Annotated in this window: 19 protein-coding genes; 11 read left to right on the forward strand and 8 right to left on the reverse strand. The window is 67.0% G+C overall.

What is annotated here, in order from left to right:
* Positions 1-8: 8 nt before the first annotated feature.
* Together ABQE93_RS25710 and ABQE93_RS25715 are read right to left on the reverse strand one after the other, a co-directional pair.
* Positions 9-785, reverse strand: coding sequence for an enoyl-CoA hydratase (locus tag ABQE93_RS25710; RefSeq protein ID WP_448411749.1), 777 nt, complete (start codon positions 783-785; stop codon positions 9-11).
* Positions 782-1,831, reverse strand: coding sequence for an enoyl-CoA hydratase/isomerase family protein (locus tag ABQE93_RS25715; protein ID WP_448411747.1), 1,050 nt, complete (start codon positions 1,829-1,831; stop codon positions 782-784). The genes ABQE93_RS25710 and ABQE93_RS25715 overlap by 4 nt, the downstream gene beginning before the upstream one ends.
* Positions 1,832-1,984: 153 nt before the next feature.
* Between ABQE93_RS25715 and ABQE93_RS25720 the strand changes: the two genes are divergently transcribed.
* Together ABQE93_RS25720 and ABQE93_RS25725 are read left to right on the forward strand one after the other, a co-directional pair.
* A complete protein-coding gene (locus tag ABQE93_RS25720; RefSeq protein WP_448411745.1) occupies positions 1,985-2,833 on the forward strand; it encodes a Bax inhibitor-1/YccA family protein in 849 nt (282 codons plus the stop codon).
* 154 nt (positions 2,834-2,987) lie between these two features.
* Positions 2,988-3,857: a putative endonuclease domain-containing protein gene (locus ABQE93_RS25725; RefSeq protein WP_448411797.1), complete on the forward strand. Its 870-nt coding sequence runs from the start codon at positions 2,988-2,990 to the stop codon at positions 3,855-3,857.
* 36 nt (positions 3,858-3,893) lie between these two features.
* On the opposite strand, the gene ABQE93_RS25730 is transcribed toward ABQE93_RS25725, so the two are convergent.
* Complete coding sequence (locus tag ABQE93_RS25730; protein ID WP_448411743.1) at positions 3,894-5,111, reverse strand: acetyl-CoA C-acetyltransferase; 1,218 nt, start codon at positions 5,109-5,111, stop codon at positions 3,894-3,896.
* A gap of 34 nt (positions 5,112-5,145) precedes the next feature.
* Entirely contained in the window at positions 5,146-6,114 is a 969-nt protein-coding gene (locus ABQE93_RS25735) for an SGNH/GDSL hydrolase family protein (RefSeq protein ID WP_448411741.1), read from the reverse strand.
* Positions 6,115-6,310: 196 nt separating this feature from the next.
* Between ABQE93_RS25735 and ABQE93_RS25740 the strand changes: the two genes are divergently transcribed.
* From ABQE93_RS25740 to ABQE93_RS25755, 4 genes are all read left to right on the forward strand, one after another.
* Complete coding sequence (locus tag ABQE93_RS25740; RefSeq protein WP_448411739.1) at positions 6,311-7,372, forward strand: alpha/beta hydrolase; 1,062 nt, start codon at positions 6,311-6,313, stop codon at positions 7,370-7,372.
* Positions 7,373-7,413: 41 nt separating this feature from the next.
* The gene (locus ABQE93_RS25745) at positions 7,414-8,811 is read left to right on the forward strand and encodes a cystathionine beta-synthase (RefSeq protein ID WP_448411737.1); all 1,398 of its coding nucleotides are present in this window, start codon (positions 7,414-7,416) and stop codon (positions 8,809-8,811) included.
* 265 nt (positions 8,812-9,076) lie between these two features.
* Positions 9,077-9,565, forward strand: a complete 489-nt coding sequence (locus tag ABQE93_RS25750; RefSeq protein WP_448411735.1) for an Rv1078 family RDD domain-containing protein — start codon at positions 9,077-9,079, stop codon at positions 9,563-9,565.
* A 30-nt stretch (positions 9,566-9,595) separates the two neighbouring features.
* Positions 9,596-10,594, forward strand: coding sequence for a DUF2189 domain-containing protein (locus tag ABQE93_RS25755; RefSeq protein ID WP_448411734.1), 999 nt, complete (start codon positions 9,596-9,598; stop codon positions 10,592-10,594).
* Between the two features lie 6 nt (positions 10,595-10,600).
* Here the strand turns inward: ABQE93_RS25755 and ABQE93_RS25760 are convergent, their stop codons facing one another.
* Entirely contained in the window at positions 10,601-11,758 is a 1,158-nt protein-coding gene (locus ABQE93_RS25760; RefSeq protein ID WP_448411732.1) for an acyl-CoA dehydrogenase family protein, read from the reverse strand.
* Positions 11,759-11,814: 56 nt separating this feature from the next.
* Between ABQE93_RS25760 and ABQE93_RS25765 the strand changes: the two genes are divergently transcribed.
* Positions 11,815-12,969 carry a cystathionine gamma-synthase gene (locus ABQE93_RS25765; RefSeq protein ID WP_448411730.1) on the forward strand — a complete coding sequence of 385 codons (1,155 nt, stop codon included), beginning with the start codon at positions 11,815-11,817 and terminating at the stop codon, positions 12,967-12,969.
* A 16-nt stretch (positions 12,970-12,985) separates the two neighbouring features.
* Here the strand turns inward: ABQE93_RS25765 and ABQE93_RS25770 are convergent, their stop codons facing one another.
* From ABQE93_RS25770 to ABQE93_RS25780, 3 genes are all read right to left on the reverse strand, one after another.
* Positions 12,986-13,639: a GOLPH3/VPS74 family protein gene (locus tag ABQE93_RS25770; protein ID WP_448411728.1), complete on the reverse strand. Its 654-nt coding sequence runs from the start codon at positions 13,637-13,639 to the stop codon at positions 12,986-12,988.
* Positions 13,640-13,676: 37 nt separating this feature from the next.
* Positions 13,677-14,171 (reverse strand): transcription elongation factor GreA, encoded by a 495-nt coding sequence (gene greA, locus ABQE93_RS25775; protein WP_448411726.1) that lies wholly within the window; start codon positions 14,169-14,171, stop codon positions 13,677-13,679.
* Positions 14,172-14,403: 232 nt separating this feature from the next.
* Positions 14,404-14,826 carry a DUF4307 domain-containing protein gene (locus ABQE93_RS25780; RefSeq protein ID WP_448411724.1) on the reverse strand — a complete coding sequence of 141 codons (423 nt, stop codon included), beginning with the start codon at positions 14,824-14,826 and terminating at the stop codon, positions 14,404-14,406.
* 130 nt (positions 14,827-14,956) lie between these two features.
* Here ABQE93_RS25780 and mca point away from each other — a divergent pair, with 130 nt between their 5' ends.
* The 4 genes from mca to ABQE93_RS25800 are packed head-to-tail and all read left to right on the forward strand — an operon-like array spanning position 14,957 to position 18,516.
* Positions 14,957-15,826, forward strand: coding sequence for a mycothiol conjugate amidase Mca (gene mca / locus ABQE93_RS25785; protein WP_448411722.1), 870 nt, complete (start codon positions 14,957-14,959; stop codon positions 15,824-15,826).
* Positions 15,823-16,086, forward strand: coding sequence for a hypothetical protein (locus ABQE93_RS25790; protein ID WP_448411720.1), 264 nt, complete (start codon positions 15,823-15,825; stop codon positions 16,084-16,086). Before mca ends, ABQE93_RS25790 begins: the two co-directional genes overlap by 4 nt.
* A 44-nt stretch (positions 16,087-16,130) precedes the next feature.
* Positions 16,131-18,134 (forward strand): thioredoxin domain-containing protein, encoded by a 2,004-nt coding sequence (locus ABQE93_RS25795; protein ID WP_448411718.1) that lies wholly within the window; start codon positions 16,131-16,133, stop codon positions 18,132-18,134.
* Between the two features lie 10 nt (positions 18,135-18,144).
* On the forward strand, positions 18,145-18,516 hold the full coding sequence (locus ABQE93_RS25800) for a nuclear transport factor 2 family protein (protein ID WP_448411716.1): 372 nt from the start codon (positions 18,145-18,147) through the stop codon (positions 18,514-18,516).
* Positions 18,517-18,533 lie beyond the last annotated feature (17 nt).

Below are 18,533 nucleotides of genomic sequence, written 5' to 3' on the forward strand. Positions count from 1 at the left end.
AGGGCAGATTAGCGATGGGTGAAGTTCGGGGGGCGCTTCTCGGTGAACGCGTTCATACCTTCGGTCTGGTCGTCGGTGGCGAACGCCGAGTGGAACAACCGGCGTTCGTAGAGCAGACCCTCGGCCAGCGTGCTCTCGAACGCGCGGTTGACCGCCTCCTTGGCCATCCGCGACGCCGACAGCGACATTCCGGCGATGGTCTTGGCCACCGCGTTCGCCTCGTCGAGCAGGTTGTCGGCGGGCACCACGCGTGACACCAGCCCGGCGCGCTCGGCCTCCTCGGCGTCCATGTTGCGGCCGGTCAGGATCAGGTCCATGGCCTTGGCCTTGCCGATCGCGCGCGTCAGTCGCTGCGAACCACCCATACCCGGCAGCACGCCGAGCTTGATCTCGGGCTGACCGAACTTCGCCGAGTCGGCGGCGATCAGCACGTCGCACATCATCGCCAGCTCACACCCGCCGCCGAGCGCGTAACCCGCCACCGCGGCGATGGTCGGGGTGCGCGTCGAGGCGAATTTGCCCCAGGCGGCGAAGAAGTCGCTGGCGAACACGTCGGCAAACGTCAGGCTCGTCATCTCCTTGATGTCGGCGCCCGCGGCGAAGGCCTTCTCGTTGCCGGTGAGAACGATCGCGCCGACGCCGGGATCGCTGTCGAATTCCGCTGCGGCAGCGGTGACTTCGTGCATCACCTGGCTGTTGAGCGCGTTGAGCGCCTTCGGCCGGTTCAGCGTGATGGTGGCGACGCGGTCATCACGAGTGACCAATATGGTTTCGTAGCTCGTCATGAGAACTCCAGTTCGCGATCGGCCGGCGCGAAGTACGCTTCGACGTCGGCGGGGGTGACGGCCGCCAGCGAGGCCGGCGACCATTTCGGGTTGCGGTCCTTGTCGATGACCTGGGCGCGGATGCCCTCGACGAGATCGTGGCTGCGCAGCGACGCGCACGAGGTCCGGTATTCCTGGCGCAGCACGGCTTCCAGTGTTTCGAGTTTGGCGGCCCTGCGCACCGCTTCCAACGCCACCGACACCGAAATCGGTGAGCGGCTTTCAATCAGGTCGGCGGCCTCGCCGGCCAGATCTGCGTCGTGGCTGCGCAACGCGGCGACGATGTCGGTGGCGGTCTGCCCGGCGTAGCATTCGTCGATCCAGTCACGTTGTGCGACAAGCTCACTCGCCGGCGGTTCGGAAGCGTGGGCGGATACGGCGGCGTCGATACCATCGCGCAGCAGGGTGTCCGTGAAGGACTGCAGTCGGTCGTGGGTGACGTAGTGGTCGGCGAAGCCCATCGCGATCGCGTCGGCGCCGTTGAACGTGACGCCGGTAAGCGCGGCGTGCAAGCCCAGTTGACCGGGGGCGCGCGACAGGATCAGGGTGCCGCCGACGTCGGGTATGAACCCGATGCCGACTTCTGGCATCGCCATCTTCGTGGTGTCGGTGGCGATCCGCACGCGCCCGTGGGCGCTGATGCCCACGCCGCCGCCCATCACGATGCCGTCCATGAGCGCGACGTATGGCTTGGGGTAGCGGCCGATGTGGGCGTTGAGTAGGTATTCGTCGTACCAGAAGTTGCGCGCTTCGGTGCCCTTCTCGGGGCCGTCGGCGATGGCGCTGTGGTAGATCGCCACGATGTCACCGCCTGCGCACAGGCCGCGCTCACCGGCACCGTCGACCAGGACGGTGCGCACGGCGTCGTCGCTTTCCCATTCGGTCAGGACCTGCGACATCGTGGTGACCATGGCGTGGTTGAGCGAGTTGATGGCCTTGGGCCGGTTCAGCGTGATCAGGCCGACGCCACGGTCAACAGTTACTAGGACATCCTCGTTTTCGCCCACAAATGCAATCTAGATCGTTACGCGGGCTGATGGGGCGCCGGGTAAGGTTTTTCTGGGAATGGCCCGGCAACTCGGGAACCGACGTCTGGCCGTGATCGTTATCTGTGTGTTCGCCAACTCTGTCGAACCCACTTCACAGGAGAGGAACCGACGGTGCGGGAATCCAGCAACCCGGTATTTCGTTCGCTGCCCAAGACGCAGGGGGGATATGCGCAATTCGGTACCGGAGCCGCCGGCTACGGTGCGGCGGCGGTACAAGCGGACCCCTATACGACCCAATACCCACCACAGCAGCAGGCCGGTGTCGCCCGCCCGCTGACCATCGACGACGTCGTCACCCGGACCGGCATCACGCTGGCCCTGCTGACCGCCGTCGGTGTCGTTTCGTACTACCTCGTGTCCCAGAACCTGGGCCTGGCCATGCCGTTCGCCCTGGTGGGCGGCCTCGGCGGGTTGGCGCTGGTGCTCGTCGCGACGTTCGGGCGCAAGCAGGACAACCCGGCGATCGTGTTGACCTACGCCGCGCTTGAGGGCGTGTTCCTCGGCGCGATCTCGTTCATCATCGCCAACGTCATCTCGTTCGGCGGTGTCGGCATGATCGCGCAGGCGATCGTCGGCACGCTCGGGGTGTTCTTCGGCATGTTGGTCGTCTACAAGACCGGCGCCATCCGCGTGACGCCGAAGTTCACCCGGATGATCGTCGCCGGCCTGTTCGGTGTGCTGGCGTTGATGCTGCTCAACCTCGTCCTCGCGGTGTTCGGCGTGGGCGGTGGCACCGGTCTGGGCCTGCGCGACGGCGGCATGCTCGCCATCGGCTTCTCGCTGCTGTGCATCGGCCTGGCGGCGTTCTCGTTCCTGATCGACTTCGACGCCGCTGACCAGATGGTGCGCGCCGGTGCGCCGGAGAAGGCCGCGTGGGGTATCGCGTTGGGCCTGACGGTGACGTTGGTCTGGCTGTACATCGAGATCCTGCGTCTGCTCAGCTACTTCAACAGCGAGTAGTCGCTCCAACGAGAAAGCCCGGCACTACGGTGTCGGGCTTTTTCGTGCGTCGGTGGCGCCGAAACTGTGCACAGATCGCGATTCATCCACAGATTCGTGGACTGGGCGCAGTTTCGAGGGGGCTGGGCCACTAACGAGCGGTAAGTGTCAGACGATGACGACATCCGACTGGCCATTCGTCGGCAGTGAGGCCATTGCCAACGGTCGACTGAAAAAGCATGAACTGCGGGCGAACTTTCGCCCGTTCTTTCCCGACGTCTACGTGCCGAAAGATGCGGTGCCGACGTTGCGTCAACGCGCGGTCGCAGGATGGCTGTGGTCCCATCGCGAGGGTGTGATCGCGGGCCTGACTGCATCAGCGTTGCACGGCGCGAAATGGGTCGACGCCTCCGACCCGGTCGAGTTGATCTGGTCAAATGCCCGCCGCCCCGCTGGGATACGGACGTTCGATATGCGGCTTTGCGCAGAGGAATTCAACTGGAACGACCGGTTCCGCCTGACGACGCCGGCGCGCACCGCCTTCGACCTCGGCCGTCGCGGAACTTTGAACCAGGCGGTTGCGCGGCTGGACGCGCTGGGCAATGCCACCGGTTTGGCTGTCGACGATGTGCTCACCGTCGCGGCCGCCCACCGGGGCGCTCGCGGTCTGCGCCAGCTCGAAAAGGCGTTGGATCTCTACGATCCCGGCGCTGCATCACCACGGGAAACCTGGTTACGACTGTTGGCCATCCGTGCCGGCTTCCCGCGACCGACCACACAGATACCGGTGTTGAGCCCCGACGGGCGTCGGCGTTATTACCTCGACATGGGTTGGGAAAACATCATGCTTGCCTTGGAGTACGACGGTGAGCAGCACCGCACAGATCCCGTCCAATACGCTTACGACATCCAGCGCTCGGAGGACATCGCCGAGCTCGGCTGGTCACGGGTGAGGGCCGTCAAGGCGAACAGCGCGGCGGATATCTTGTATCGGCTCGACCGTGCCTGGCATTCGAAACTGCGTACAGATCGCAAAATTGGGTGAAATCGCGATCTGGCAGCAGGCTCGGCGACGAGGGGGCTACGACAGCCGCTCGATCACCATCGCCATGCCCTGACCGCCGCCGACACACATCGTCTCGAGGCCGAACGTCTTGTCGTAGGTCGTCAGGTTGTTCAGCAGCGTGGCGGTGATACGCGCGCCGGTCATGCCGAACGGATGGCCCAGCGCGATCGCACCGCCGGAGACGTTGAGCTTGTCCTCGTCCATCCCGAGCTCACGCGCCGAACCCAGCACCTGCACCGCGAACGCCTCGTTGATCTCGTAGAGGTCGATATCGCCGATCGACATGCCCGCATTGGCCAGCGCCTTCTTCGTCGCCTCGATCGGGCCGAGGCCCATGATCTCCGGCGACAAGCCGCTGACACCGGTGGACACGATGCGCGCCAGCGGGGTGAGCCCCAGCTCGCGAGCCTTGGTGTCGCTCATGACCACCAACGCCGCGGCGCCGTCGTTCAACGGGCACGCATTGCCGGCCGTCACGGTGCCGTTGGGCCGGAACACCGGCTTGAGCTGGCTGATCTTCTCGTAGGTGGTGCCCGCGCGCGGACCGTCGTCCTTGCTGACCGTCGTCCCGTCGGGCAGCGTCACCGGCACGATCTCACGCTCGAAGAAGCCGCTGTTGATGGCCTCCTCGGCGCGGTTCTGGCTGCGCACACCCCAGTGGTCCTGGTCTTCGCGGCTGATGCCGGTGAACAGCGCGACGTTCTCCGCGGTCTGGCCCATCGCGATGTACACGTCGGGCAGCAGGCCGTCCTCGCGGGGGTCGCGCCACTCGTCGGCGCCGGCGGCGGCCTGCTCGGAGCGGCTCATCGCGTCGGCGAACACCGGGTTCTTGCTGTCCGGCCAACCGTCGGCAGTGCCCTTCGGGAACCGCGAAACCGTTTCCACGCCAGCGGAAATGAACGCATGGCCCTCGCCGGCCTTGATGGCATGGAATGCCATTCGGGTGGTCTGCAGCGACGACGAACAGTACCGGTTGACCGTGGTGCCGGGCAGGAAGTCGTAGCCCAGTTGGACGGCGACGGCGCGGCCGACGTTGAACCCGGCCTCGCCGGCCGGTTGTCCACAGCCCATGATCAGGTCGTCGATCTCCCGCGGATCCAGTGCAGGCACCTTGTCCAGCACGGCGCGCACCATCTGCGCGGCCAAATCGTCGGGGCGCATATCGACCAGCGAACCCTTCGCGGCGCGGCCGATCGGCGACCGCGCGGTCGCGACAATGACGGCTTCAGGCATGGTGTCTCCTCGCATTGACGGCTATCAGGAGAACCTAGCTCGCGCGCGCCACGATGGGCGCGGGCACCCCAGTCGAACGCCGCCACAGCCTGCTCAAGCTGCCGACCCGCGCCACGAGCGTCGCGCCCTCGGACGGGCGGGACTGCCACGGCAGCTCGGGCACCGCGCCACCAAGCCAGTCGCCCAACGCATTACACAAGGCCGGGAACAACTGTTTGGCCGCCAGCGCATAACCGGCCGCCGACGGATGGAACATGTCGTGGGAGAACAGCACCTCGGGCATCTTGCGGAAATCGGGCGCCAGCAGGTCGGAGAAGGGCACCGGCACACCACCCGCCGAGCGCACGGCTGCGGCCTGCACGCGTGCCAGGCGCAAGCCGCGGCTGCGGGCCACCATGCGCAGCGGCTGGGGGATGGCGCTGATCACGCCGAAATCGGGGCAGGTGCCCACGACGACGACGGCTCCGCTGGCCCGTAGCCGCTGCACCGCCCGCGCCAGACGCCGCGCCGACGCGCCGATTCCGTTCAGCGCGGTGACGTCGTTGGCCCCGATCATGATCACCGCGGCGTCCGGCGGCGGACCCGCGACGAACATGGCGTCGATCTGGCCGGCCAACCCCTTTGACGTCGCCCCGACAATGGCCTTGGTGCTCAACCGAATTCGCTTACCCGACATTTCGGCAAGCTCGCGGGCCAGCAGCACTCCCGGCACCTGGTCGGCGTCGATGCAGCCGTATCCGGTCGCGGTGGAGTCACCGAAGATCATCAGATGCAGATCGAACGGCACGTCGCGCTGCCAGCGCTCGACCGGTCCACCGCCCGGGGTGTACACGCCGTCAGCGCGTGGCGGGATGTCCCACGATTTGGGAATGACTTGGCGGGTTCGGGCGGCCTGTTCGCTGAGCAGGTTGCGCGCTCCGATATATGCCGAACCCGTCGAGGCCAGCGCCGCCGCGGCCGCCAGGGCGACGGTTTTAGTCCGGTGCGGTGCGTGAGTGCCCACACGCCGAGTTTAAGTGGGATTTTCTGGGATATCCGCGTGGCGGCAGGCAATCTCGTGTCACATTGCGGTATCAACTCCGGTATCGAATATGACTCGTCGATTGTTGTTCAACTTATAGAGTGTCAAGCTAAGGTACGGGCCACGCTCAGTAAAGAGGCGGCACCCGGAACTACAGCGGCGTAGGGAAGGGGTGGCGATGACGGCACCCAGCAAGGTTGCCAGGGCGCACAGCGCTGGTATACCGCCTGCTAAGGGGCGAAAACCCCGCAAATTTCCGGTCAGCGACGGCGCGCCCGTCGAGGTTGTCGAAGACGGTCCAAGCCTCGCGGGACGGGTCACCGCGCTGGCGGCTCTGCTAACTATTCGGCCGACTCTAGCTATCGGAAGCTACGCTCCGAAGCTGCCGTGGCCTTGGGGTTTGGTGGACTTCGTCTCGCGGGTGATGCGCCCCCAGCCCGGCACGGTCCGTGCGACGATCTCTTTGCCGAAGTGCACCGCGCAACTCGTGCGGGCGCCGGGCGTGCTGCCGGCAGACGGTAAGCGCGCCGTCATCCTCTACATGCACGGCGGGGCGTTCCTGACCTGCGGCGCCAACTCGCACGGCCGCTTGGTCAGCGGGCTGTCGCGGTTTGCTGACTGCCCGGTGCTCATCGTCAACTACCGGATGATCCCCAAGCACTCAGTGGGCATGGCGGTCGACGACTGCTACGACGCCTACAAGTGGCTGCGCCAGAAGGGCTACGAAGCCGACCAGATCGTGCTGGCCGGCGACTCCGCGGGCGGGTATCTGGCGCTCGCGCTGGCCGAGCGGCTGCAGGAGGAGGGTCCGCACGGTGAGGTGCCCGCGGCGATGGTGACGATGTCACCGCTGTTCGAAGTCGACAACGAAACCCGCGCGAACCACCCGAATATCCGCACCGACGCCATGTTCCCGCCCCGCGCGTTCTACGCACTCGTCGACCTGGTCGAAGAGGCCGCGCGGCGCCATAGCAAGGACGGCAGACCCGAAGAGGTCTACGAACCGCTGGACCACATCGAGCCGGGCCTGCCCCGCACACTGATCCACGTTTCGGGCTCCGAGGTGCTGGTCAGCGACGCCCGCAAGGCCGCGCGCAGGCTGGCAGCTGCCGGCGTGCCGGTCGAGGTGCGTATTTGGCCCGGTCAGATGCATGTTTTCCAGCTCGCCGCGCCGATGGTGCCCGAGGCGACGAGGTCGCTGCGCCAGATCGGCGACTACATTCGCGAGGCCACCTGGTAAGCCGCCTGGCGACCCGGGAAGCCGCCTGACACGATGGAGTCATGCGGATCGCCAGGCACATCAGTGAGCTCATCGGCAATACCCCTCTGGTACAGCTGAACTCCGTGGTGCCGCCCGGCGCCGGCATGGTCGCCGCCAAGGTGGAGTACCTCAGCCCGGGCGGCAGCTCCAAGGACCGCATCGCGATCAAGATGATCGACGCCGCCGAGGCCAGCGGAGAACTCAAGCCCGGCGGCACGATCGTCGAACCGACGTCGGGTAACACCGGTGTCGGGTTGGCGCTGGTCGCCCAGCGGCGCGGCTACAAATGCATTTTCGTGTGCCCTGACAAGGTCAGCGAGGACAAGCGCGATGTTCTTCGCGCATACGGCGCCGACGTCGTCGTATGTCCGACTGCGGTGCCCCCGGACCATCCCGACAGCTACTACAGCGTCTCCGACCGACTGGTCGGGGAGATCGACGGCGCCTGGAAGCCCGACCAGTACTCCAACCAGATGGGCCCGGCCAGCCATTACGAATCAACCGGACCGGAGATCTGGGCGGACACCGACGGCAAGGTCACCCATTTCGTCGCGGGCGTCGGCACCGGCGGCACCATCACCGGAGCGGGCCGCTACCTCAAGGAGGTGTCCGACGGAAAAGTGCGCGTCGTCGGCGTCGACCCTGAAGGTTCGGTCTACTCGGGCGGCACCGGCAGGCCGTATCTGGTCGAAGGCGTCGGCGAGGACTTCTGGCCCGCGGCCTACGATCCCGCCGTACCGGACGAGATCATCGCGGTCTCCGACGCCGACTCGTTCGAGATGACCCGACGGTTGGCGCGCGAGGAGGCGATGCTGGTCGGCGGGTCGTGCGGGATGGCGGTCGTCGCCGCGAACAAGGTGGCCGAGGAGGCCGGACCGGACTCGTTGGTCGTCGTTCTGCTGCCCGATGGTGGAAGAGGTTACCTCTCAAAGATTTTCAACGACGAATGGATGTCGTCCTACGGTTTTCTGCGCAGTCGGCTCGACGGCTCGGTCGAGGAACCGACGTTGGTGGGAGACGTGCTGCGGGGCAAGTCGGGTGCGCTGCCCGACCTCGTGCACACCCATCCCTCCGAGACCGTGCGCGACGCGATCAACATCCTGCGTGAGTACGGGGTGTCGCAGATGCCGGTGGTCGGCGCCGAACCACCGGTCATGGCCGGCGAAGTGGCGGGCAGTGTCTCCGAGCGTGAACTGCTCTCGGCGGTGTTCGAAGGACGTGCCAAACTGGCCGACGCCGTCGCCAAGCACATGAGCCCGCCGCTGCCGCTGGTCGGCTCCGGCGAGCTCGTCACCGACGCGGCCAAGACACTGCGCGAATGCGATGCGGTGATGGTGGTCGAGGAAGGCAAACCCGTCGGCGTGCTGACCCGACACGATCTTCTCGGGTTCCTGTCTGACGGCGACGGCCGGCGTTAGGCCTGCGCAGCAGGATTGAAAAGCCGGGCAAACTCACGGTTCGGGCACGACCCCGGGTTCCGGTCGGAAATCGCTGCTGTCGACGCCTTCTCAGGTACTGTAAGCAGGCTTGTCACCACCTAGAGCAGCCCTGGGGAGGTCATCTGTGACCGATCAACCGCCGACGCCAGGGGACTATCCACCACCTCCCCCGCCGGGGGGCGAACACCAGGCCGGTGGATATCCGCCGCCCGCGCCCGGCGCGTTTCCGCCGGCGGTCCCGGTATTGCCGAAAGAGGCCTATACCCCGTGGTTTACCCGCGTGCTCGCGTGGATCATCGACTACATCCCGTTCACGATCATCTTGGGCATCGGATTCGCGATGCTGGCGGCAACCCGCGAAACCGCGTGCATCACAGATGTTTCCGAGTACGAAGTGGTCGATTTCTGCACCACCGGAGCGTCCGCGCTGGGACAGGCATCGGTGGTGATCGCGCCGATCGCCGCGCTGGCGTATCTGGTGTGGAACCTCGGCTACCGCCAGGGTCGGACCGGGTCGAGCATCGGCAAATCGATCGTCAAATTCAAGGTGGTCTCTGAAAAGACCGGTCAGCCAATGGGTTTTGGGTTATCGGTCCTGCGCGAGTTCATCTACCTGGTCGCGTATCTGGCCTGCGGCCTGCTCTGGGTCATCGCGGTCTTGTTCCCGCTATGGGATGCGAAGAGGCAGACGTTGGTCGACAAGATCGTCAGTACTATCTGTTTACCGCTCTAATCGTTGACGAACCGACACTGGAAGGCAGCTATGAGCGATCAACCACCTCCCGGCAACTACCCGCCACCACCGCCACCAGGCGGCGGAGATTACCCACCGCCACCTCCCGGCGGGGGCGGCTACCCCCCACCCCCAGGTGGATATCCGCCGCCACCACCCCCTGGTGGTTACCCGCCGCCACCGCCCCCGGGTGGTTACCCGCCGCCCCCGCACGGCGGCGCGCCGGGCTATCCACCGCCGCCGCAGCAGGGCGGCTACCCGCCTCCCGGCTATCCGCCCCCCGGCGGACCGGGTTTCGGCGGTGCGCCGGCCTACAGCATCGGCGACGCGTTCTCGTGGGCGTGGAACCGGTTCACCAACAACGCGGTCCCGTTCCTCGTCGCGACGCTGGTGTGGGGTCTGGTCGTCGTCGTGCTGCAGTGGATCATCAACGCGCTCGGGGGAGCGTTCAACGACGGTGACACCACCAGTTACGCCACCGACGACGGCGGCTTCGCGCTCTCCTACAGCCTCAACAGTCCCGGCGCGGTCATCGTGTCGATCATCGGCTGGATCGTGCTGTTGATCGTCGGCGCGACTGTCCAGTCGGCCTACGTCGGGGGTGTGCTCGACATCGCCAACGGGCAGCCGGTTTCGATCGGATCGTTCTTTCGACCGCGAAACATCGGCAACGTTGTGATCGCGGGTCTGATCGTCGGAATCCTGACCTCGATCGGGCTGTTCCTGTGCGTCATCCCGGGCCTGATCGTGGCCATCTTCACGATGTTCACGATCGTCGCTCTGCTGGACCGCGACCTCGCGCCGATCGACGCGATCAAGACCAGCTTCAACGTCGTCAAGGAGAACTTCGGTGCGGCGCTGCTGACCTGGCTGGTGATGTTGGTCATCGCGATCGTCGGCGCATTGCTGTGCGGCGTCGGGCTTCTCGTCGCGATTCCGTTGGTGATCCTGATCGAGGTCTACGCCTTCCGCAAGCTCAGCGGCGGTCAGGTCGCCGAGCACAACCCGCAGCCGCTGGCACCGCAGTAACGAGGCTCATCGGAAGGCGCTGACCCCGGTCAGCGCCTCTCCGATGACCAACTGGTGCACCTCAGAGGTGCCTTCGTAGGTCAGCACCGACTCGAGGTTGTTGGCGTGCCGCAGCACCGGGTATTCCAGCGTGATTCCGTTGGCGCCCAGCAATGTTCGGCACTCCCGGGCGATCCGCAGCGCTTCGCGGACGTTGTTGAGCTTGCCGACGCTGATCTGCTCGGGACGGATCCGGCCCTCGTCCTTGAGCCGGCCCAGATGCAGCGCCAGCAGCTGCGCCTTGTTCAGTTCGACGGCCATGTCGGCGATCTTGGCCTGCGTCAGCTGATAGGCCGACAGCGGTTTGTCGAACACGGTGCGGGCGCCGACGTAGTCCAGTGTGGTCTGCAGGCAGTCCCGCGCGGCCCCGACGCTGCCGAACACGATGCCGAACCGGGCTTCCGACAGACAGCTCAGCGGGCCCGACAGCCCGCGGGCCTCGGGCAATTTGGCGTCGGCCGGCAGCCGCACGTCGTCCAGATGCAGTTCGGAGGTCACCGACGCCCGCAGCGACATCTTGCGCGTCATGTCGCCGGCCGAGAAACCCGGCGTTTCCGCGGGCACCACGAAGCCGACGATGCCCTCCTCGGCGCGGGCCCACACGATCGCCACGTCGGCCACCGATCCGTTGGTGATCCACATCTTCGAGCCGTTGAGGATCCAGGTCGATCCGTCCCGCTTGGCGGTGGTGCGCATACCGGCCGGGTTGGACCCGAAGTCGGGTTCGGTCAACCCGAAGCAGCCGATGGCCTCGCCGCCGGCCATCGCGGGCAGCCACTGGGTGCGCTGGTCCTCGCTGCCCCACCGGTGGATCGCGAACATCGCCAACGACCCCTGCACCGACACCAGGCTGCGCAGCCCGCTGTCGACGGCCTCGAGTTCCTGACACACCAGCCCGTAGGCGGTGGCCGACGAGCCGCCGCAGCCGTAGCCCGTCAGGTGCATGCCCAGCAGGCCGAGCTTGCCCAGGTCGACCGCCAGTTCACGGACCGGTACCTCACCGGTTTCGAACCACTCGGCGATGTGGGGGCGCACACGCTGGTCGCCGAACTTGCGCACGGTCTGGCGGAGCTCGATGTCTTCGGGGGTCAGCAGCGAGTCGAGGTCGAGGAGGTCAGCGCTCATCGTTCTTGTCTACACCGCTCTGACCGGCGTCCGCGTTCTCGCTAGGGTGAGACGTAATGACTGAACAGCACAAATATCAGGGCCTGTCGACCAAGGCCATCCACGCGGGTTTTCGGCCCGACCCGGCGACCGGAGCCGTCAACCCCCCGATCTACGCCAGTTCGACCTTCGCCCAGGACGGCGTCGGCGGATTGCGCGGCGGCTTCGAGTACGGGCGCACCGGTAACCCGACGCGCTCGGCGCTGGAGGCGGCGCTGGCGGCGGTCGAGGAAGCCGCCTACGGCCGGGCGTTCGGCTCGGGGATGGCCGCCACCGACTGTGCGCTGCGCGCGGTGCTGCGGCCGGGCGATCATGTCGTCATCCCCGACGACGCCTACGGCGGCACCTTCCGGCTGATCGACAAGGTGTTCACCCACTGGGGGATCAGCCATACCGCGGCCTCGCTGGCCGATCTCGACGCGGTCAAGGCGGCGATCACCGATAAAACCCGGATGGTCGTGGTCGAGACGCCGACCAACCCGCTGCTGACCATCGCCGACATCGGTGCGATCGCGGAGCTGACCGCCACCGCGAATGCCAAACTGCTGGTGGACAATACCTTTGCCTCGCCGGCGCTGCAGCAACCGTTGACGTTGGGCGCCGACATCGTGCTGCACTCCACCACCAAGTACATCGGCGGGCACTCCGACGTCGTGGGCGGCGCGCTGCTGACCAACGACGAGGAACTCGACACCGCGTTCGCATTCCTGCAGAACGGCGCCGGGGCGGTGCCGGGCCCGTTCGACGCGTACCTGACGCTGCGCGGGCTCAAAACCCTCGTCGTGCGCATGCAGCGGCACAGCGAAAACGCCGCCGTCATCGCCGAGTTCCTCACCGGCCATCCCGCGATCGAGACGGTGCTCTACCCCGGCCTGCCCGGCCACCCCGGCCACGACATCGCCGCCAAGCAGATGAGCGGCTTCGGCGGCATGGTGTCGGTGCGGCTGCGTGGGGGAGCGCAGGCGGCGCGCGAATTGTGTTCGCGCACCGAAATTTTCATTCTCGCCGAATCGCTCGGCGGCGTCGAGTCGCTGATCGAGCACCCGGGCGCGATGACGCACGCGTCGGCCGCGGGCTCGCAACTGGAGGTGCCCGACGACCTGGTGCGGCTGTCAGTGGGTATCGAGGACGTCGCCGACCTCCTCGCCGACCTGGAGCAGGCGCTGAGCTGAGCCTCCGCGAGCAGGCTCACTCCAGCGCGCGCCGGACCGCCGACGCGGTGACCGCCAAGTTCACTTCCGGCAGCGCCGCAGGGTACTCGTCAACCCAACCGCCGCTGGCGATTTCGGCTGCCCGGGCATGCACCCAGCGCCAGCCGCGATCGTTGAGGCTCAACAGCGCGCCGAGCCCGTCGACGGCGTGCAACAGCGAAATGATCGCCGCGGTCGTCGGCGCCGGCGGTTTGCGGTCGAACAACGCCGCCAGCAGCGCTGACCGGGCGTGACCCACCCGCTCGCGGTTCACCAGCGGCCACGCGGACTCCTTGGCCCCCAAGCGGATCCGCCGGATCTGCCCGGTGTACTCGAGGTAGCCGCTCACGTCGTCCTCGATGTGCCGCGACAAGCGCTTCAGCGCTGTCGCGGGGCGCAGCGGCCGTCGTCGCAGCAGCTCAAACACCGGCTCGGCGACGGGATCCGGCGCACCGGGCGTCGTCGCCAGCGCCATCAGCCGGCCCGGTTCGACCGGGTCGCCGAACACCGCCGGACGGATCCGGCAGGCGTAGGCCAAATCCAGCAGCACCGCCGCCGACAGCACCCGCGCGCGGCGGTGGCGTTCGAGGTTGGGCTGGGCGGATGCGTTGTCGAGCAGCAGCAGAAACAGGTCCTCGGCGATCTGCGCCATGTGCGGACTCTAACCGCGGCGCTGCGCCGAGCGCGCGTCAGGACTGGTACGGCTCGGCGCTGACCAGGGTGACCTTGACGGTGTTTCCGTTCGGCACCGTGTAGGTGCGGCTCTCGCCGACCTTCGCGTCGATGAGCGCCTCACCCAGCGGCGACTTGGGCGAATACACCTCGAGCTTGCCGTCGCTGACGCCTTCCTGGCGGGTGGCGATCAAAAACGTCTCGGTGTCGCTCTTGTCGTCGTCGTAGTAGACCGTGACCACCGAACCGGGCAGGGCGACGCCGGACTGGGTGGGCGCCTCGCCGACCTTGGCGGTGTTCAGCAGCTCCTGCAGTTGCCGGATCCGGGCTTCCTGCTGGCCCTGCTCCTCGCGGGCGGCGTGGTAGCCGCCGTTCTCGCGCAGGTCACCTTCCTCGCGGCGGTCGTTGATTTCGGCGGCGATGACGGGCCGATTGGCGATCAGCTGATCGAGTTCCACCTTCAACCGGTCGTATGCTTCCTGGGTCAGCCAGGTGACCTGCGTGTCGGTCATGTCGTCGCGCTCCTGTCGTTGTTGCTCTCGCGCTGTTTCTCGGTGAGTCGTTCGTGTCACGGCGCCGGGGATCGGTTGTATGTATTGCCGCGTTCGCCGTCGTTATGCGCGCGCTAAAAGCAGCAATACACGGTCCCAGCAGGAACCGTGTATCCGACCATGATAGCACCGCGAACCCGGCTGCCTTTTGACTTTCGTCGTTCGCTGTTCAGCTTGCGGACACCTGGTCGGGCTAGGGCGTGACCAGGTAGGACGGCACGTCGGTGCCGCACCCGTACACGTCGCCGACGACGGGTGGTTGGCTGGTCTTGACGGTTGTGGTGACCTGCACGGTGGGCTGGGTCGAGGGCGCTACCAGCACTTCTCGGCGGCCGGTCTCGCTGCCGTCGTACGAGCGGGCCCGCACGATGCACACCGCGGGTTGCGTTGGATCCTTGCGCGTGACGGAGAAGGTGACCGAGACGCTCGAGTCGTCGGTCACCTCGAAGCCGCCCATCTCGCCCTTGACGTCTTCGCTGGCAAACCGTTGATAGGCGATCACGGCGAGCACCACCCCGGCGATCAGCGTCGCCACGGTCAGGCCCACGGCGATCCACCGACGCTGGCGGCGCGAGAGCCGCTGGCGCCCGTAGCGCGCGGCGGGACGTTCGATCATCTGGATTTACATGCCCGTCGGTCGGATGGATCTACAGAACTGGAACTATAGGGCGTGTCGAATGGTTGAAATGTCTCGACAAGGGCCGACGCAGGTCGGCCGGACAGACGTTAGGTAAAGGCAGATCAGGTTGAGCGAACTGCGGTTGATGGCCGTGCACGCCCATCCGGACGATGAGTCCAGCAAGGGCGCCGCGACGATGGCCCGCTACGTCGACGAGGGCGTGCGGGTGCTCGTGGTGACCCTCACCGGCGGTGAGCGCGGCGACATCCTCAACCCGGCCATGGACCTACCCGAGGTGCACGGCCGGATGGCCGAGATCCGCCGCGACGAGATGGCCAAGGCCGCGGAGATCCTCGGCGTCGAACACCATTGGCTCGGCTTCGTCGACTCCGGGTTACCGGAGGGCGACCCACCGCCGCCGCTGCCGGACGAGTGCCTGGGCGCCATACCGCTCGAGCAGCCGACCGAGGCGTTGGTGCGCGTCGTGCGCGAGTTCCGTCCGCACGTGATGACCACCTACGACGAGAACGGCGGCTACCCACACCCCGACCACATCCGCTGCCACCAGGTGTCGGTGGCCGCCTACGAAGCCGCCGCCGACTACCGGCTCTACCCCGACGCCGGCGAACCGTGGGAGGTCAAAAAGCTGTACTACACCCACGGCTTCCTGCGGCAACGCATGCAGCTGCTGCAGGACGAGTTCGCCAAGCACGGCCAGCAGGGCCCGTTCGAGAAGTGGCTCAAACACTGGGACCCCGACCGCGACATCTTCGCCAAACGGGTGACCACCCAGGTGGAGTGCGCCAAGTACTTCGCCCAGCGTGACGACGCGTTGCGCGCCCACGCCACGCAGATCGACCCCAACGGGGACTTCTTCCGGGCGCCCATCGAATGGCAGCAGCGGCTGTGGCCGACTGAGGAGTTCGAGCTGGCCCGGTCGCGGGTGCCGGTCTCGCTTCCCGAAACCGATCTGTTCGCCGGAATAGAGGACCGATGAACGACGCCGTCACGTTCGGCATGGAGCTGATCACCGCCGTGCTGGCCCAGCAGGAGCCCAACCAGCCCGGGCCCGAATTCGGCAAGGCCAGCCCGTTCGGAATGCTGGTCATCGCGTTGCTGCTGGTCGGCACATTCCTGCTGGTCTGGTCGATGAACCGGCATCTGCGCAAGCTGCCCAAGTCGTTCGACACCGAAGAACCCGACCCGACCGGTGAGGACGGCGCCGCGGAACCTCCCTTCACCGGCGACGAGCGATAGTTCGCGGCGCTGCGTGATCACGCCCCGGGACTACCGTCGAAAGGGTGACGAACCAACTCGCTTCGGCCACCAGCCCATATCTGCGTCAGCACGCCGACAACCCGGTGCATTGGCGGCAGTGGACGCCTGAGGCGTTGGCCGAGGCCGCCGCGCGCGATGTGCCGATCCTGCTGTCGATCGGCTACGCCGCGTGCCACTGGTGTCACGTGATGGCCCACGAGTCGTTCGAGGATGAACAGGTGGCCGCCGCGATGAACGACGGCTTCGTGTGCATCAAGGTCGACCGCGAGGAACGACCCGACCTGGACGCGGTCTACATGAACGCCACCGTCGCGCTGACCGGGCAGGGCGGCTGGCCGATGACGTGCTTCCTCACCCCCGACGGCCGGCCGTTCTTCTGCGGCACCTACTACCCCAAACCCAGCTTCCTGCAACTGCTGCACGCGGTTTCGGAGACATGGCGCAGCCGGCGCGGCGAAGTCGAGCAGGCCTCCGACCGGATCACCGACGAACTGCGGTCGATGACGGCGGGTTTGCCCGACGGCGGGCCGCCGGTACAGCCCGCACTGTGCGACCACGCGGTGGCCGCCGCGCTGCGCGACGAGGACATCGAGCGCGGCGGCTTCGTTACCAATCAGGCTGCCGCGCCGAAATTTCCGCCGTCCGCACTGCTGGAGGCCCTGCTGCGCAACCACGACCGCACCGGTGACATCCTGCCGATGGAGGCCGTGGAGCGCACCTGCGCGGCGATGGCGCGCGGCGGCATCTACGACCAGCTGGCGGGCGGCTTCGCGCGTTACAGCGTCGACGCGTCCTGGGTGGTGCCGCACTTCGAGAAGATGCTCTACGACAACGCCCAGCTGCTGCGGGTTTACGCGCACTGGGCGCGTCGCACGTCGAACCCGTTGGCGCGCAGGGTAGCCCATGAAACCGCCCGGTTCATCGTCGACGACCTGGGCGTCGACGGCATGTTTGTGTCGTCGTTGGACGCCGACGCCGACGGTGTGGAGGGCTTGACCTACGTGTGGACGCCCGACCAGCTGCGCGAGATACTCGGCGACGACGACGGCCGTTGGGCGGCAGAGACTTTCGAGGTGACCGAGCCGGGCACGTTCGAGGCAGGCAGTTCGGTGTTGCAGCTGCTGCGTGATCCAGACGACGTCGACCGCTTCACGCGGGTGCGCACCGCGCTGCTCGCCGCCCGGCTCACCCGGCCGCAACCCGAACGCGACGACAAGGTTGTCACGGCGTGGAACGGGCTGGCGATCACAGCACTGGCCGAGGCGGCCGTCGCGCTTGACCGTCCCGAATTGCTGGACGCCGCAATGCGGTGCGCCCGGGCCGTCGTCGAGCTGCACCTTGTCGACGGCCGGTTGCGGCGCGCCAGCCTCGGCGGCCGGGTCGGTGAGCCCGCAGCGGTTCTGGAGGACTACGCCGCGTTGGCCACCGCGCTGTTGACGCTGTACCAGATGACCGGCGAGGCGTCCTGGCTGCAGACGGCCACCACGCTGATCGACGTCGCGCTGCAACATTTCGCCGACCCCGGACGTGCCGGCCGGTGGTTCGACACCGCCGACGACGCCGAGACGCTGATGGTTCGACCTGCCGACCCGCTCGACGGCGCGACCCCGTCGGGGGCCTCGCTGATGGCCGAAGCTCTGCTGCTGGCAACACATCTCGTCGGTGTGGACCGCGCCGAGGCCTATGCGGCGGCAGCGGATGCGACGCTGGCGTCGGGCACACCGATCCTGGCGCGCGCACCGCGCTCGGGCGGGCACTGGCTGGCCGTCGCGGAAGCCGCCGTGCGTGGACCGCTGCAGATCGCGGTGGCCTGTGACCCCGGCCGCTCCGCGTTGCTGGCCGCGGCGCGCAGGTTGGCGCCGGGCGGGGCCGTCGTCGTGGGCGGGTCGGTGAACTCCACCGAGTTGCTGGCCGAGCGTGACCGCGTCGACGGCGCCGACGCGGCCTATGTGTGCCGCGGGCGGGTGTGCGACCTGCCCGTCACCACCGCGGAGGAACTCGCTGCCGCGCTGAATGTCGCCGTGTAGCGTTCGGCGCATGTCGACCCCCGAAGACAACGCCAAGACCGTTCACCGCTATCTGGAGCTGGTCGCCCAGGGCAAGGCCGACGACATCGTCGAGCTCTACGCCGACGACGCGACCGTCGAAGATCCGGTGGGCGGGGAGGTGCACATCGGCCGCACGGCGATCCGGGGTTTCTACGAGAGCCTGAACAACATGAACGCCGAATGCGACGTGGTCACGTTGCGCGCGCTCGGCCACGAGGCGGCGTTCTACTGGTCGTTGACCATCGACCTCGGCGAGAACCGAATGCGCATCGAGATCATCAGCGTCATGACGTTCAACGAGGCGGGCCAGATCGCGTCGATGAAGGCCTACTGGACCCCCGAGAACGTCACCCAGCTTTAGTGGTGATTTCGGCGCGC

Source organism: Mycolicibacterium sp. XJ662 (genome assembly GCF_053484035.1).

Bases quoted from the DNA above. Each gene is read 5' to 3' on its own strand.
- ABQE93_RS25780 (WP_448411724.1), bottom strand. From the start codon at position 14,826: ATGATCGAACGTCCCGCCGCGCGCTACGGGCGCCAGCGGCTCTCGCGC.
- greA (WP_448411726.1), bottom strand. From the start codon at position 14,171: ATGACCGACACGCAGGTCACCTGGCTGACCCAGGAAGCATACGACCGG.
- ABQE93_RS25725 (WP_448411797.1), top strand. From the start codon at position 2,988: ATGACGACATCCGACTGGCCATTCGTCGGCAGTGAGGCCATTGCCAAC.
- ABQE93_RS25770 (WP_448411728.1), bottom strand. From the start codon at position 13,639: ATGGCGCAGATCGCCGAGGACCTGTTTCTGCTGCTGCTCGACAACGCA.
- ABQE93_RS25765 (WP_448411730.1), top strand. From the start codon at position 11,815: ATGACTGAACAGCACAAATATCAGGGCCTGTCGACCAAGGCCATCCAC.
- ABQE93_RS25755 (WP_448411734.1), top strand. From the start codon at position 9,596: ATGAGCGATCAACCACCTCCCGGCAACTACCCGCCACCACCGCCACCA.
- ABQE93_RS25730 (WP_448411743.1), bottom strand. From the start codon at position 5,111: ATGCCTGAAGCCGTCATTGTCGCGACCGCGCGGTCGCCGATCGGCCGC.
- ABQE93_RS25790 (WP_448411720.1), top strand. From the start codon at position 15,823: ATGAACGACGCCGTCACGTTCGGCATGGAGCTGATCACCGCCGTGCTG.
- ABQE93_RS25710 (WP_448411749.1), bottom strand. From the start codon at position 785: ATGACGAGCTACGAAACCATATTGGTCACTCGTGATGACCGCGTCGCC.
- ABQE93_RS25740 (WP_448411739.1), top strand. From the start codon at position 6,311: ATGACGGCACCCAGCAAGGTTGCCAGGGCGCACAGCGCTGGTATACCG.
- ABQE93_RS25760 (WP_448411732.1), bottom strand. From the start codon at position 11,758: ATGAGCGCTGACCTCCTCGACCTCGACTCGCTGCTGACCCCCGAAGAC.
- ABQE93_RS25745 (WP_448411737.1), top strand. From the start codon at position 7,414: ATGCGGATCGCCAGGCACATCAGTGAGCTCATCGGCAATACCCCTCTG.
- ABQE93_RS25800 (WP_448411716.1), top strand. From the start codon at position 18,145: ATGTCGACCCCCGAAGACAACGCCAAGACCGTTCACCGCTATCTGGAG.